Annotated in this window: 15 protein-coding genes; 10 read left to right on the top strand and 5 right to left on the bottom strand. The window is 69.1% G+C overall.

Translation table 11 applies throughout. From position 1 onward, the window contains the following. The first annotated feature begins 113 nt into the window (after positions 1–113). Positions 114–1,088, top strand: coding sequence for an alpha/beta fold hydrolase (locus VMD50_RS02250; RefSeq protein ID WP_325424439.1), 975 nt, complete (start codon positions 114–116; stop codon positions 1,086–1,088). A gap of 23 nt (positions 1,089–1,111) precedes the next feature. Here the strand turns inward: VMD50_RS02250 and VMD50_RS02245 are convergent, their stop codons facing one another. Further along, positions 1,112–2,458, bottom strand: coding sequence for a flavin monoamine oxidase family protein (locus VMD50_RS02245; RefSeq protein ID WP_325424437.1), 1,347 nt, complete (start codon positions 2,456–2,458; stop codon positions 1,112–1,114). A 79-nt stretch (positions 2,459–2,537) separates the two neighbouring features. Here VMD50_RS02245 and VMD50_RS02240 point away from each other — a divergent pair, with 79 nt between their 5' ends. Beyond that, complete coding sequence (locus VMD50_RS02240; RefSeq protein ID WP_325424435.1) at positions 2,538–3,515, top strand: TIGR03617 family F420-dependent LLM class oxidoreductase; 978 nt, start codon at positions 2,538–2,540, stop codon at positions 3,513–3,515. A gap of 14 nt (positions 3,516–3,529) precedes the next feature. Here VMD50_RS02240 and VMD50_RS02235 read toward each other — a convergent pair whose 3' ends face one another. Both VMD50_RS02235 and VMD50_RS02230 read right to left on the bottom strand, forming a co-directional pair. After that, a complete protein-coding gene (locus tag VMD50_RS02235) occupies positions 3,530–4,645 on the bottom strand; it encodes an Rv3169 family protein (RefSeq protein WP_325424433.1) in 1,116 nt (371 codons plus the stop codon). Beyond that, positions 4,645–5,808, bottom strand: coding sequence for a phosphotransferase family protein (locus VMD50_RS02230; RefSeq protein ID WP_414685977.1), 1,164 nt, complete (start codon positions 5,806–5,808; stop codon positions 4,645–4,647). The genes VMD50_RS02235 and VMD50_RS02230 overlap by 1 nt, the downstream gene beginning before the upstream one ends. A 45-nt stretch (positions 5,809–5,853) precedes the next feature. Between VMD50_RS02230 and VMD50_RS02225 the strand changes: the two genes are divergently transcribed. Both VMD50_RS02225 and VMD50_RS02220 read left to right on the top strand, forming a co-directional pair. Continuing rightward, entirely contained in the window at positions 5,854–6,456 is a 603-nt protein-coding gene (locus tag VMD50_RS02225; protein WP_325424429.1) for a TetR/AcrR family transcriptional regulator, read from the top strand. Further along, entirely contained in the window at positions 6,453–7,340 is an 888-nt protein-coding gene (locus tag VMD50_RS02220; protein ID WP_325424427.1) for an SDR family NAD(P)-dependent oxidoreductase, read from the top strand. Before VMD50_RS02225 ends, VMD50_RS02220 begins: the two co-directional genes overlap by 4 nt. Here the strand turns inward: VMD50_RS02220 and VMD50_RS02215 are convergent. Both VMD50_RS02215 and VMD50_RS02210 read right to left on the bottom strand, forming a co-directional pair. After that, positions 7,337–7,942, bottom strand: a complete 606-nt coding sequence (locus VMD50_RS02215) for a class I SAM-dependent methyltransferase (RefSeq protein ID WP_325424425.1) — start codon at positions 7,940–7,942, stop codon at positions 7,337–7,339. The two genes, VMD50_RS02220 and VMD50_RS02215, sit on opposite strands and share 4 nt — an antisense overlap. A gap of 31 nt (positions 7,943–7,973) precedes the next feature. Then, a complete protein-coding gene (locus VMD50_RS02210) occupies positions 7,974–9,359 on the bottom strand; it encodes a 13E12 repeat family protein (RefSeq protein WP_325424423.1) in 1,386 nt (461 codons plus the stop codon). A 166-nt stretch (positions 9,360–9,525) separates the two neighbouring features. Between VMD50_RS02210 and VMD50_RS02205 the strand changes: the two genes are divergently transcribed. The 6 genes from VMD50_RS02205 to VMD50_RS02180 form a co-directional block, all read left to right on the top strand. Then, positions 9,526–10,485 carry a DUF4129 domain-containing protein gene (locus VMD50_RS02205; protein WP_325424421.1) on the top strand — a complete coding sequence of 320 codons (960 nt, stop codon included), beginning with the start codon at positions 9,526–9,528 and terminating at the stop codon, positions 10,483–10,485. Continuing rightward, positions 10,482–10,964 carry a hypothetical protein gene (locus tag VMD50_RS02200; RefSeq protein WP_325424419.1) on the top strand — a complete coding sequence of 161 codons (483 nt, stop codon included), beginning with the start codon at positions 10,482–10,484 and terminating at the stop codon, positions 10,962–10,964. The genes VMD50_RS02205 and VMD50_RS02200 overlap by 4 nt, the downstream gene beginning before the upstream one ends. Positions 10,965–10,977: 13 nt before the next feature. Beyond that, the gene (locus VMD50_RS02195; protein ID WP_325424417.1) at positions 10,978–11,955 is read left to right on the top strand and encodes an AAA family ATPase; all 978 of its coding nucleotides are present in this window, start codon (positions 10,978–10,980) and stop codon (positions 11,953–11,955) included. Positions 11,956–11,962: 7 nt separating this feature from the next. Next, the gene (locus VMD50_RS02190; protein WP_325424415.1) at positions 11,963–13,231 is read left to right on the top strand and encodes a DUF58 domain-containing protein; all 1,269 of its coding nucleotides are present in this window, start codon (positions 11,963–11,965) and stop codon (positions 13,229–13,231) included. A 7-nt stretch (positions 13,232–13,238) separates the two neighbouring features. Further along, positions 13,239–13,685, top strand: a complete 447-nt coding sequence (locus tag VMD50_RS02185) for a hypothetical protein (RefSeq protein ID WP_325424413.1) — start codon at positions 13,239–13,241, stop codon at positions 13,683–13,685. A 250-nt stretch (positions 13,686–13,935) separates the two neighbouring features. Continuing rightward, on the top strand, positions 13,936–14,712 hold a 777-nt coding region (locus VMD50_RS02180), incomplete at its 3' end, for a PPE family protein (protein ID WP_325424411.1).

Genomic DNA, 14,712 nt, shown 5'->3' with positions numbered 1-14,712 from the left:
CGTGTATTGGGCCGTTTTCATCAGTTCGTCGTTGAGAGCGGGCTACACTGCGCCTATATCGGGAGCCTATATCGGAGTGCGGCGACGTGGCCGCGTTCGAAGGGGGAGCGGCGATGAGCGCTGTGACATCGAATCGAACATGCGAGCGGCTCCCCGACGGCCTGCCGCCCAGCCGCGCCGTGACGGTCCGCGGGGCCGACGGAACTCGTTTGCACGCAGAGGTTTTCGGGCCGCCAGAGGGTTATCCGATCGTGCTCACGCATGGCATCACCTGTGCGATCCGGGCCTGGGCGCACCAGATCCGGGACCTGGCGACCGATTACCGGGTCATCGCGTTCGACCATCGCGGCCACGGACGGAGCGGCGTCCCGGGCACGGGCGGCTACAGCCTCAAATGCCTTGCCTCCGACCTAGATTCGGTGCTCGAGGCGACATTGGCGCCGCACGAGCGCGCGGTGCTGGCCGGCCACTCCATGGGCGGCATCACCATCGCCGCCTGGTCGGCGCAGTATCGCCACAAGGTCAACGGGCGCGCCGACGCCGTCGCCCTGATCAACACCACCACCGGGGATCTGGTGCGGCAGGTGAGACTGTTGTCGGTGCCGCGCGAGCTGCGGACGTTGTCGGTGGCGCGAATCCTGGCCGCCCGCGGCCTGATCACCGCTTTCGGCGGGTTCCCGCTGCCGCCCGGGGCCCGGATCCCCAGCCGCTACCTGGTCGCGATGCTGGCGGTCGCGGACGGCGCCGACCCGGGCGTCGCGCGGATGGTCTACGAGCTGTTCGCGCAGACGTCGCCGGCCGGGCGCGGCGGCTGCGCGAAGATGCTCGTCAACGCGTTGGGGTCGCGGCATCTGGATCTGGACGGGTTGACGGTGCCGACGCTGGTCATCGGCAGCCAACGCGACCGGCTGACGCCGATCGGCCAGTCCCGCAGGATCGCGCGCACCGCGCCCAATGTCGTCGGCCTGGTCGAGCTGCCCGGCGGCCACTGCTCGATGCTGGAACAGCCGCGCGAGGTCAACCGGCATCTGCGGGCTCTGGTGGAATCGGTGACCGACGACGTGCGGCTCCACCGGATCAGCTCATAGCGAGGCTTTAGCTTTAGCAAGGCTCATAGCAAGGCGGTGATCTCGGCGGCCGCCCGCTGGCCGGACCGCACGGCGCCGTCGAGGAAGCCGGTCCACTCGTCCGCGGTCTCGGTACCGGCCCAGTGGATCGGCCCGACCGGCTCGCGCAGCCACGGCCCGAACCGGGTCCAGGAACCCGGCGGCACCGCCGCGGTCGGACCGCCCGGCGCGAAATCCTCTGCGCCCCAACGCTGATCGACGTAGTCGAGGGGTTTGAGCGCTTCGTCGCCGAACAGCGAGGCGAAGCACCGCAGCGTGTCGCGGCGGCGCTGTTCGGTGGGAAGCGAGTCGAACGCGCGGGCGTCGACGAAGCCCATCAGGATGCCGGGGCCGTCGGCGTGCGGGCTGACGTCGAAGGTGATGAACACCGGGCCCCTGTCGGAAAGCGCCTGCCCGGAGAACCCGCCGGCCCGCCAGAACGGCGTCTCGTAGGCCGCGTAGGCCTTGCTGAGCCGGCCCTGCGGCCAATTATGGGCGAGCTGGTGGTATTCGTCGGGCAGCGGGGGAGCGAACTCGATCGATGCCCGATGGGCCGGCGGGATGGCGACGATGACGAAGCCGGCCTCGGCCGAACCGGCGTCGGTCGTCACCGTGACGCCCGACCCGTGCCGCTCGATGCGCCGGACCGGCGCGCCCAGCACCACGCGCGCGCCCAGCTCGGCGGCCGCCGCCTCGGCGATCTGCTGGGTGCCGCCGGGGAAACGATCCTGCTGGGCGCCGTTTTCGACGTCGAGCAGCGGGTCCAGCCCCCCGGCGGCGTGCACGTAGCGGGCGGCGTGCAGCATCGACACCTCGTCGGGTTCGCACCCCCAGGTCACCCGGGCCACAATGGCCATCAGGTCGTGCGAGGAGGCGCTGGCGCGCACCGAGCGCAGCCAGCCGCCGAGCGACATCCCGTCCAGCTCGCGTGCGCGGCGCGCGTCCCAAGGGGCCGCCACCGGGACGCTGCGGGCGATCCTTTCGAATTGCCAACGCAGCCGGCCGATGTCGAGCAGCCCGGTCAGCGAAAGTTTGGGGATGGTGCCGTGGTACGGACGCGCCCACCCGCGCCAGTGGATCACGTTCTTGCCGTCGTGGTGGGTCGGGATGGTCGCGACCCGAAGCTCGGCGGCCAGCGCCAGGACGGCATCCTGGGTCGGGCCGACGAAGGTGCCGCCCAGATCGGCGGGCAGCCCGGCGACGCTGCCGGTGAACGACCGGCCGCCGACCCGGTCACGGCCCTCGAACACCAGCACGTCATGGCCCTGCCGCGTCAGCTCGCGCGCCGCGGACAGCCCCGCAAAGCCGGCACCGACCACGACCACGTCGACAACCGGCGGCGGCTTCGTCACGTCCCCTAGTCAACCGTATTTTGACGATTTCGTAAGATCAATTTCCATTGCCGGTCCAACTCGGTGCCCAGGTAGGTCGATGAAAGTCATCACCGCGCTGTACGGGCCGGTGGACGCGGCCGAGCGCGCGCGGGCGCTGCGCGACGCCGGGGCCGGCGGTGTGGCCACCTTCGAGGGGCAGCACGACGTGTTCGCCCCGCTGACGCTGGCCGCCGCGGTGGGCGGGCTGGACCTGATGACCAATGTGGCGATCGCCTTTCCGCGCAATCCGATACACCTGGCGCACCAGGCCAACGATCACCAGCTGCTGAGCGGGGGGCGATTCTTCCTCGGCCTGGGCACCCAGATCCGCCCGCAGATCGAGAGGCGGTTCGGCGCGCAGTTCGAGCACCCGGTGGCCCGCATGACCGAATTGATCGCGGCCCTGCGCGCGATCTTCGCGGCCTGGAACACCGGTGGCCGCTTGGACTTTCGCGGCGACTACTACCACCACACGCTGATGACGCCGACGTTTTCCCCCGGCCCGAATCCCTACGGCCCGCCGCCGATCTATGTCGGAGCGCTCGGGCCGCGGCTGACCCGCGCCACCGCCGAACACGCCGACGGCCTCCTGGTGATGCCGTTCGGCACCAAGCGGTTCCTGCACGAGCACACGATGCCCGCGGTGCGCGACGGCCTGAAGGCCGGTGGCCGCCGGCCCGGGGAGTTCGCCGTCATTCCCGAGATCATCGTCTCGGCGGGTGACGATCACAGCGGCACGCGGCGGCTGCTGGGATTCTACGGCTCGACCCCGGCGTACCGGCCGGTCCTGGCCGCGCACGGGTGTGAGAACCTGCAGCCCGAACTCAACGCGATGTCCAAGCAGGGCCGCTGGGACGAGATGGGCGGCCTCATCGACGACGAGTTGCTGCACACCATCGCCGCCTGTGGCACGCCGAAGGAGATCGCCGCCCACATCCGCGACCGCGTCGACGGGGTCGCGGACACCGTGTGCCTGTATCAGCCGTCACCGATCGGGCTGCAGACGCTGTCGGAGATCGTGGACGAGTTGCGCTAGGCGCGTCGAAAGCCCTACGGGGCCACCGTAAGCCAGTCCTTGAACCCCGAGGGGTCGTGGCGGCCCAGAGCGCCGTGTTCGTAGAGGCCCCAGCCCTCCACCGGTTGCCCGTCACCGTCGCGGCACACCGCGCGGCCCACGTGGTCGATCACGCCGAAGCCGGACCGCGCGACGATGGCCGGGTCGGTCATGTCGTACGTCAGCCGCTCGACGAACTTTTCGCCCTTCCACATGCCGTGCAGCCAGTCCGAGTCGCCGCCGTAGCCGCCGCCGACGTGGATGGGCACCGGAAGCTTGGACTCGACGTCGAAGTGGACCGGCGTGCCGTCGGGCGCGGTGGCGTCGATGGTGGCGCCGGTCGGGATGCGGGTGCCGGACCGGTAGTGGATTTTCACCCGCGGCCAGCCCAGCTGCTCGACGCGGCCGTCGCGCCACACCCGGGTGCAGTCGTTGAGCGAGCGGAACCCGTCGGGCTCCTCCTGGATGATCAGCACGATTGCGAAGTCGTCGAAGGCCATAGGCACGTAGAGCCACCACATGCCCTCGAACGGCGGGTCGGCGGGCCGGCCGGCCGGCTCCGGCTCGCCGATGGGCCGGATGCCCCAGGACCGGTCGCGGCTGCCGAGCCAGGCCGCGGCATCGACGGCGATCTCCTCGCCGTCGATGGCGATGCGGCCGCTCCAGCTGCCGAGCTGGGCGAACCGCTGGGCGTCCAGGGTCACCCGGTTGCCGGACCGCAGGACGTGCGGCTGCTCCTGGACGACGCCGAACAGGCCCTTCCAGGTGAGATCGGCTGCGACGCCCTCGGTTTCATCGAGGACCAGTCGCAGTTTGCGCAGCGGTTCGATGACCTCGATGCGGTACCCGTTCACGTTTTGGTTGAGCCGGTCCTGGTCGATGGCGTCCGACAGGTGCACCGCGGTCTGGGTGTCCCCGCGCCTGACGAGGAAGAACGCGTCCTTGACGCCCAGGTTGGGGTAGTAGCCGATGCCGCTGATGACGAAGATGTTTCCGGTGCGGTCGTGGGCATTGAAGTAGGAGCGGTCGTAGAAGTTGCGGTCCGAGGAGCCCGCCCACGCGATCGGCTTGGGAACCTGATGAACCGGAAACTCGTCGAGCGGTCCGAGCATTACTGATCCTCTCCGATGAGACGCCTCATCAATCCGGCGTGGTAGAACAGCGATTCTGCGAAATCAGGGTCGTCCGACCTCTCTATTTCCCCGAAGTGCACCCGTCGTGCCCCGGTGCGCATGAACACGCACGCCCACATCACCCCGGAGTAGGCGTAAAACCAGCGCAGGTCGCCGACGTCGACGCCGGTGAGTCGCCGGTAGGTGGCGCGAACGTCGTCCTCGCGCATCACGTCGGGCAAGCCCGGCAGGCTCGCCAGGCCGGCGAGCTCTTGGAAGACCATGTGCGCGTAGATCATCCACGCTACGTCGAGCTCGCGTGGCCCCAGCGTCACCATCTCCCAGTCCAGCACCGCCACCGGGTGGAAGTCGCGGTACAACACGTTGCCCACCCGCGCGTCGCCCCAGAGCAGCACGGGCTCACGCGCGGCCGCCTCGCCGGGCCAGTTGTCCTCGAGCCACTCGAAAGTCCGCTCCAGCAGCGGTGATCGGCCGATGTCGGGCACCGCGAAGTCATACCACGACCGCACCCAGTTGAAGTGCCTGCGCAGGGCGGTGTCGCCGTCTTCTGCGGAGAGGAACCCGAATGTGTTCTGGGCATTGGGGATTGAGTGCAGTTTGGCCAACACCCCCACCGTGGCGTCCTGCAATTCGCGCTGGCGTTCGGCGGGCGCGTCGGCGAACCAGTTCCCGCCAAAGGTGTAGGGCATGACGTCCGGGGGCACCAGGCCCTCCACGTAATCCATCACGAAGAACGGCGTTCCCAGGACGTCGCCGGTGGGCTCCAGCCAGCGCACGCGCGGGACGGGGACGTCGGTGAGTTCGGCGACCTTTCGGATCACTTCGAATTGGTGGTCGAGCCGATATGTCGGGAAGACCTGGACGTCCTCGGCGGTCGGCGCCACCCGGGCCACCAGCTTCTGCTCGATCGGCCGGCCGTCCTGCTCCCAGCGCCCGGTCAAGATAATGGTCTCCGACGACATGCCCGTCGAGTCGACGCCGCTTTCCACGGTCACGTGGGGTTTAGCGGGCTCGTCCCCACCGGGGAGCACCGTCGACAGCCATCGCGACATCACCGCGGGCAGGGTGCTGACGTCCCGGCTGGAGCGCTGCAGTCGGTCGACTTTGTCCAGCACAGGTTCATTGGACACAGGTGCCTCCATTCTTCGACACGTCAGTGAGGCAATTACGATACGGTAGGTAGCGTTATGAAAGCAGACCCGTCCTACCTTGACAAGGCCCCCGGCGCGGGGCGGCCCCGGGATCCGCGCATCGACTCGGCGATCCTGTCGGCGACCGCCGAACTGCTTGTGGAGATCGGCTATTCGAACCTGAGCCTGGCCGCGGTGGCGGAGCGCGCCGGCACCACGAAATCGGCGCTGTACCGCCGATGGTCGAGCAAGGCCGAACTGGTCCACGAGGCGGCGTTCCCGACGGCGCCCACCGCGCTGGTGGCCCCGGCCGGCGACATCGCCGCCGACGTCCGGATGATGATCGAGGCGACCCGCGACGTGTTCACCACCCCGGTGGTGCGCGCCGCGTTGCCCGGGCTGGTGGCCGACATGACGGCCGATCCGGCCCTGAACGCCCGGGTGATGTCGCGCTTCGCCGAGGTGTTCGCGGCGGTGCGGGTGCGGCTGGGCGAGGCCATCGACCGTGGTGAGGCGCATCGGGGCGTGGATCCGGACCGATTGATCGAGTTGATCGGGGGAGCGACGATGCTGCGGATGTTGCTGCGCCCGGAGGAGGACCTGGATGACACCTGGGTGGAGCAGACGACCGCCATCGTCGTGCACGGGGTGACCGGGTGACGCGGCGACTTGCGGGACGCGCCGCGATCGTCACCGGCGGCAGCCGCGGGTTGGGCCGGGCGATCGCGCTGGCGCTCGCCACCGAGGGCGCGGCAGTGGCCGTCGCCGGGCGCACCGAACAGGTATGGGACGAGCGGCTGCCCGGAACCATCGGCGAGACGGTCGCCGACATCGACGCGGCCGGCGGACGCGCCGTGGCGATCCGCGCCGATCTGACCAACCGTGACGACGTCGCCCGGCTGGTGGGCGAGGCCCGAGAGGCGTTGGGGCCCATCACTATTCTGGTCAACAACGCGGCCTTCACCGCGCCCGGCCGCCCGCCGGTGCCCGGCTCGAAAACGGAAGGGGCGCCGCGCGCCAAGCCTACGGCCAACGCTGCGTCGGCCGCCGCCAAACCCGGGTGGCCGGGCTTCGTCAGCACGCCGCTGCAGGCGTATCGCCGGCATTTCGACATCGGGGTGTTCGCCGCCTACGAGCTGATGCAACTGGTGTGCCCCGACATGATCGATGCGGGTGGCGGCTCGATCATCAACATCACCTCGGTCGCGTCGCGGATGCCCGGCGACGGACCCTATGCCGACCGCAGCGGCGGGGTGCTGCCCGGTTACGGGGGGTCCAAGGCGGCGCTGGAGCACCTCACGCAGTGCGCGGCGTTCGATCTCGCCGACCACAACATCGCGGTGAACGCGCTTTCGCCGTCGAAGCCGATCCTCACTCCGGGCCTGGCCTACTACGCCCGCGAATTCGTGGACACCGCCCCCGCCGATGAATTCGCTGCGGCGGCAGTGGAATTGGCGCTGGTGGATCCCGCGGCGGTCACCGGGCGCACGATCGGCCATCTGCAGGTGCTCGACGGCAGCTTCCGGCCGTTCACGCCGGGCTAACCCGGCTTGGTGGCCGTGACCGCGTTGATGATCACGGCGTACAGCCGGTGCCATTGTGGGGACGCAAACCCCGCGCGCCGCAGGAGGCGGGTGGCGCGGCTCCGGGTGCGGGCCTTGCCGCGACGGCTCGTGGCCAGGGTCGGCAGCAGCCACCGCGAGAACTGGTCGACGAGCACAAGCTCGCCACCGGGGCGCAGCACCCGGGCGCATTCGATCAGTCCCGCTTGTTGATCCGTCCAGTGGTCAAACGATGTCGTGCTGACGACGAGGTCGAAGGTGCCGTCGGGGAAACCGAGTCGTTCGGCCACGCCGACGGAGAAGCTCAGCCGGTCGTCGCCTGCGAAAGCTCTTGCCGTCGCGATCATTTGGGGCGCGGCGTCGATGCCGCAGAGTCGTCGGGCGTCCGGGTATCGGCGGCCGAGGGTGCGCAGCAGATGACCGGTTCCGCATCCCACGTCGAGCACATGACGAGGGAAGGCGATGGTCGCCACGGCGAGATCGGCTGTGCGATAGGTGATCTCATGGTGCAATCGGCCGCGCCACCCGTGGTCATACCCGGGCGCTCGATCGTCGTACGCGGCCAGGTCACGGTACGGCGGCACCGGTTCAGTGTGGCACCGCGCGTGCACCCGCTCAACCCTCGTCTTCGTCGGGTGGGTCGGGGTCACCGTGTAGGAGTTCTTCGGGGTGGTGGGCGTGGTTGATTTCGGGTGGGCCGGTGCCATCGGTCCAGCCGAGTCGTCCGTTCTCGGTGACGGTGGTGTGCCAGTCACCCCGGCTGGTGCCGTCGTGGTCGCAGCCGCAGGCGAAATACAGTTTGTCGGCGTCCGTGCACCCGCCGACGGCCCAGTCTGGGCAGTGGTGCACCTCGCAGCGGTAGCCCGGCACCAGGCAGTTGGGTCGGGTGCAGCCGCGGTCGCGCGCGTAGCAGATCAGTCGCTGGTCGGCGGTGGCGAGGCGTTTTTGGCGGCCCAGGTACAGCGGCCGGCCGGTATGCTCGTCGAACACCGCCAAGTAGTGAATCGCCCCGGCCGCCATGCGGATGAGGTCTGGCATCGGCAGCCGGGAACCGCCGCCCGTGAGCGCGGGGGCGGGCATCGGGGTCGACGCGGCGGCGGCGGCGTGGGCGGCCTGGTTGAGTTCGGCCAGGGTGGTCGTGACGACGACGGTGACGGGATGGCCGCGGTGCACCCCGAGTTCTCCCGAGCCGATCGCGGTGTGCAGGCCGAGTTTGAGTGCGTCGTGACAGCGCTGGGCCGCGCTGCGCTTGTCGCGTTGCTCGGGCGGGGTGTCCAGGGGTTGGTGGCGGCCGGGCCGCACGGCGGCCTCGATGGCCTCGAAGCAGGCGCGGGCCTCGGGGTCCAGCAGCCCCGAGAGCCGCGACATGCCGTCGGGTCCCTGCGGGCTCAGCCGCAGGCCGCGCCGGCGGGCCCGGTCCTCGTCGGTGAACAGCCCGTCGGGGTTGAGGTAGTCGGCGATCCTGATACCCAGCTTGATGACGACTCCGGCGTCGAGTTTGCGCGCGTGCGCCACCAGTTTGCGTTCGGCCTCGGCCACGTCGGTGGGCGACACGCAGGCCGGTAACACGTCGATGGCGCGGCAGACCGCGCGGATATGGTCCTCGCCGACCGCGCCGGCCTCGACGGCGGCCGCCAACTCGGCCAGCTCGGGCCCCACCGGGGGACCGGTCAGCGAGCGCCGCGGCCTGATCCGCGCCGCCTGCTTGAACCGGCGGATGATCTCCTTGGGTGGGACGCGCAGCCGGGCCCAGAGCATGTCTCGCACCGCCGGGACGCACTCGGCGCCGTCGGGGGGTTCGGCGATCTCACCGAAAAACCGATACATCAAACCCCGATTGAGCCGCTCCTGGGTCTCCAACCGCTCGGCCACCTCAACGCGGAAGTCGTTGCCCACCACATCCGAACTGGTCTCGCGCAGCACGGCGTGCGCGGCGTCGATGGCGTCCAAAGCTCCATCGATGCGCTCCTGCGCCTGCTTGGCGCTCCCGCGAAAACCCATGCCCCGAAGCTATGAACCACCCCCGTCAAAACGACGGGCCCCGCACCGCGACGACACCGGCCTGTGGATGAAGCCGCAACTGTGGACAAACCGCGCCCCGGCGTGTGCCAGTATGGAGAAAGCCAGTGCCGCAACGGCGGCAGGCAACCGGTCGAGTGGTGTGCGCATGCCCGGTATCAAGCCCGGTATTGACAAGCCGACGGGGCGCGTCGTTGCGCTGCTCGTCCTGATGATCGTTGTCGCCGCCGCCCTCCGCGGATACCTGCCGGCCCAGGGCCGGGCGGTGCGGGCGGAGCCCGGCGGCGGTCGCGCGGCGCTGCTATTCGTCATAGTGACCCTCAGCGCGGCCCTCGCGCTGCTGGCGATCGCCGTCATCGCACGGTTGCGGGATCCGCGTGCGATGGCTCCGAAGCAGGAAGATCTATCCGACATGCTTGGCACCGGCAAGGGCCGCCCGAGCTGGCGGGTGTTGCTCATCGGACTCGTGCTGATCGTGGCGTGGCTGCTGATCGCGACGCTGCTGGTGCACTACCTTGTGCCGCACGCCGTCAACCCCTCCGCACCCGGCCCGGCTCCCGACGCACCGCCGTCGGGGCGCCCGGGCGGGGCGCCGCCACAGCAACGCCCGCCGAACAACTCCGGGGACATGTTCGGGGTGTTGCTTGCGGGCGCGATCCCGATGATGCTGGTGATCATTGTCGGCTCGGTGATCATGGCGCGGCGGCGCTCGCGCGCCGCGATACCGGCTGCCACCGATAATCGGGCCGACGATCATTTCGAACCCCCGGCGCCGCGCTCGGAATCGCTGGCGCGGGCGGCGGAGGTCGGGCTGGCCGAGATCGGCGACCTCAGCCGCGAACCGCGCGACGCGATCATCGCGTGCTACGCGGCGATGGAGCGGGAGCTGGCCAACGTGCCCGGCGCCGCCCCCCAGGACTTCGATACCCCGACGGAGGTCCTGGTCCGTGCCGTCGAACACCATGCGCTGCATGCCGATAACGCAGAGCGGCTGGTGAACCTGTTCGAAGAGGCACGTTTCAGCCCGCACGTGATGAACGAGGAACACCGTGAGGTGGCGGTGAACGTCCTGCGGTTGGTCCTCGCGGAATTGCGGAGCCCGGTATGAAAAAGCTGATAGCCCTGGGCGTTTGCCTCGTGTTGGGGATAGAGCTGTTGGCGCTGATCCTGCACGGCCGCCGGTTCCTGCTGGCCGCCGCGGGCATCGCCCTGGCGCTGGTGCTGCTCAACATCCGTCGTTACCTGGGCCGCGGCAACGAGCCGGCGGCCGAGCCGGAATACGACGACCTGGGGGATTCGTTGCGACGCTGGCTCGCCACCACCGAGACGACAATCCGGTGGTCGGACTCCACGCGGGCGGACTGGGACCGCCATTTGCGTCCCATGCTGGCGCGGCGGTACGAAATGACAACGGGCCAAAGGCAATCCAAGGATCCCATGGCATATCACGCGAGCGGCCGGATGCTGTTCGGCACGGAGCTGTGGGAATGGGTCAATCCGAACAACGTCACGCGCACCGGTGACCAGCACCCCGGTCCGGGCCGCGCGGTGCTGGAAGAGATTCTGCGAAAGTTGGAGCAAATATGACATCGGAGCAAATATGACGCTGCCGGCCGCGACAACCACCGCACAGTGCGAGGCGGTGCTCGACGAAATCGAACGTGTGGTGGTGGGGAAGCGATCGGCATTGACGCTCATCCTGATTGCCGTCCTCGCGCGCGGCCACGTGCTCATCGAAGACCTGCCCGGCCTCGGCAAGACGCTCATCGCCCGATCCTTCGCCTCGGCGCTGGGGCTTCGATTCACCCGGGTCCAGTTCACGCCGGACCTGCTGCCCGCGGACCTGCTCGGCTCGACGATCTACGACATGCAGTCGGGTCGCTTCGCGTTCCGGGCCGGGCCCATCTTCACCAACCTGTTGCTTGCCGACGAGATCAACCGCACGCCGCCGAAGACGCAGGCGGCGCTGCTGGAGGCGATGGCCGAAGGCCAAGTGAGCATCGACGGCGAAACCCACAAGCTGCCAACGCCGTTCATCGTCTTGGCGACCGACAACCCGATCGAGTACGAGGGCACCTATCCGTTGCCCGAGGCGCAGCTGGACCGGTTCGCGATCCGGCTCGAACTTCGATACCTCTCCGAGCGGGACGAGACCGCGATGCTGCGTCGCCGCCTGGAACGGGGTTCGGCCGAGCCGACGGTCAATCAGGTGGTGGACGCCCACGATCTGCTGGCGATGCGCGAGTCGGTCGAGCAGGTGACCGTGCACGAGGACGTTCTGCACTATGTGGTGTCGCTGGCCACCGCCACCCGCCATCATCCGCAGGTCGCGGTGGGCGCGAGCCCCCGGGCCGAACTCGACCTCGTTCAACTCGCGCGCGCCCGTGCGCTGTTGCTCGGTCGCGATTACGTGATCCCCGAAGACGTCAAGGCGCTCGCGGTTGCGGCCGTGGCGCACCGGATCACCTTGCGGCCGGAGATGTGGGTGCGCAAGATCCAGGGCGCCGATGTTGTCGGGGAACTGCTGCGGCGCTTGCCGGTACCCCGAACCAGCGCGGGGCCCGCGGGGCCCGGATGAGACCGGTGTGATCCAAAGCCGCGACGTCGAATTCCGCTGGCGCGCTTCGCCGTTGGCGCGAGCGATCGCGACCTGCGCCGGGGGCGCGCTGGCCGCCGCCGTGATCGGGGCGCGCTGGCAGCTGATCGCCTTCACGGCGCCGCTGCTCGGCGTGCTGTGTTCGATCAGCTGGCAACGCGCCGTACCGAAGATCTCGGTGCACGGGGAACCCCACTCCCAGCGATGCTTCGAAAACGAGCGGGCGCGGCTGAAGGTATGGGTGACCCTGGCAACCGGGGCTGTCGGCCCCTCGGCGGTCGAGCTCACCGTTTCGCCGGTCGACGGCATGGAACTCGAGGCGCTCGAGCCGGAATCCGGCCATGCGAAAACGGTTGCGGCAACCGCGAAACGCTGGGGCCGCTATCCGGTCCGGGCCCGAATCGACGTGGTCGCGCGCGGCGGATTGGTGACGGGGACGGCCACCGTCGACGCCGCCGATGTCCTCGTCTTCCCGCTGACGCCGCCGCAGTCGACGCCGATCCCGCAGACGGAGTTGCTCGACCGCCTGGGCGCCCACCTCACCCGGCACATCGGCCCGGGCGTCGAGTACGCGGACATTCGCCCCTACGTGCCCGGTGATCAACTGCGGGCGGTGAACTGGCCGGTGAGCGCGCGCCGCCGCCAGTTGCACGTGACGCAGCGCTTGACCGACCGTGCCGCCGACGTGGTGGTGCTGATCGACACCTACCGGCAGCCGGCGGGTCCGGCGACCGCCGCCACCGAACGAGTCGTGCGCGGCGCGGCGCAGGTGGTGCAAACCGCCTTGCGCCACGGTGATCGGGCCGGGATGGTCGCGCTCGGTGGCAACCGCCCGCGGTGGCTGGGTGCCGACATCGGACAGCGCCAGTTCTACCGAGTGCTCGACACCGTGCTCACCGCCGGCGACCAATTCGAAAACACCACGGGCACACTGGCTCCGCGCGCGGCCGTGCCGGTGGGGGCGATCGTGATCGCGTTCTCCACGCTGCTCGACACCGAATTCGCGCTGGCGCTGATAGACCTCCGCAAACGCGGCCATGTCGTGATCGCCGTCGACATCCTCGACAGCTCACCTTTCGAGAGCCCGCAGGACCCGCTGATCGATCGGATGTGGGCGCTGCAGCGTTCCGCCATGTATCGCGACATGGCGACCGTCGGTGTGGACATCGTGGGCTGGCGGGGGGACAGCACGCTGGATCAGTCGATGGGTGTGCTGCCGGATCGCCGCCATCGCGTGCGCGGACGGCTCAGGGGATAGCGGTGGTATGACTTCTATCCCGCGTTCGGCGACAATCGCGATGGCGACCGTATTCGGCGTGCTCATGGTCGGATTGGCCGCCGTCGGCTCCCACGGACCCGCACTCGTCACGGCGGCCGCTGCCCTGATCGCGGTGGGCGCCGGACTGGTTTTCCGCGCGGTGGCGACGATTGCCGTGTTGCTCTCGGTGGCGACGATCGTGGCGTCGGATCAATCGCTTGTCTTCGCCGCCTGGTCCGGGCTCTGCGCCGCCGCCTACCTGGTGTGCCGCCACGCAGCAGCGACACCCGGCGTGGTGATGTGGAGCTGGCCGACAGTGGTTGCGGCCGTTGGGTTTACGTGCGCGGGACTGGTCGCGGCATCCTTCCCGCTGCAGTTGCCGTGGTTGCCGCTGGCCGCGCCGCTGGCCGTGCTGGCGATCTACGTCCTGGCCGCGCGCCCGTTCCTGAGCTGAGCATCAAAAGACTCAAGTATCCGAAAATTTCCAAAAATCATCATTTTCGGATGATTAGCGGGCGATTTCCAAAGGGGGCGTGCGGAACTCGCTCGAACCGATTTCACATCAACTTTTCGAAAACTTGGATTTCCGCACGACGACTCCATACAGTTTTTTCACCGGTCGGGCGCGGAATCGCCGAATTTGTTGGCGAGACGCGCGGCTCCGGAGGATGAATTTCGTGGCACCGCGAACGGGAGGGCGGCTGATGAGTTTCTTGACGATGCCACCGGAGATCAATTCGTTGCTGATGTTTTCCGGTGCCGGTTCGGCACCGATGCTTTCGGCCGCCGCGGCGTGGGAGGGTTTGGCCGCCGAATTGGGATCGGCGGCGGACTCGTTTTCGTCGGTGACGTCGGGCCTGGCGAGCGGGGCCTGGCAGGGTCCCGCCTCCGCGGCAATGGCCGCGGCGGCGGCGCCGTATGCGGGGTGGCTGCAGGGGGCGGCCGCCCAGGCGGCGGTCGCGGCCGCCCAAGCGAAGGCGGTGGCCAGCGCCTTCGAGTCCGCCATGGCAGCGACGGTGCATCCGATGGTGGTGGCGGCCAACCGGTCTGACCTGGTGCAGTTGGTGATGTCGAACGTGTTCGGGCAGAACGCGCCGGTGATTGCGGCGGTGGAATCCGACTACGAACAGATGTGGGCGGCCGATGTGGCCGCGATGGTCGGGTATCACGGTGGGGCATCGGCGGCGGCCGCCCAGTTGGCGGCGACCACCCTGGCCGGCATCCCGGCCATCAACACCGGCCTCGGCAACATCGGCAGCTGGAACCTGGGTGGCGGCAACACCGGCAACTTCAACCTGGGTGGCGGCAACATCGGCAACCTGAACTTCGGCAACGGCAATTGGGGCTTCGCGAACCTGGGCAGCGGAAACATCGGCAACACGAACTTCGGCCTCGGGAACTTCGGCAACTCCAACCTGGGCAGCGGAAACCTCGGTTCCGCGAACCTCGGCTTCGGCAACGGCGGGGGCGTGCTGGGCATC

This window comes from Mycobacterium sp. (genome assembly GCF_035506235.1).
Classification (GTDB): Bacteria; Actinomycetota; Actinomycetes; order Mycobacteriales; family Mycobacteriaceae; genus Mycobacterium.
This window is presented reverse-complemented; position numbering and strand designations above follow the sequence as displayed.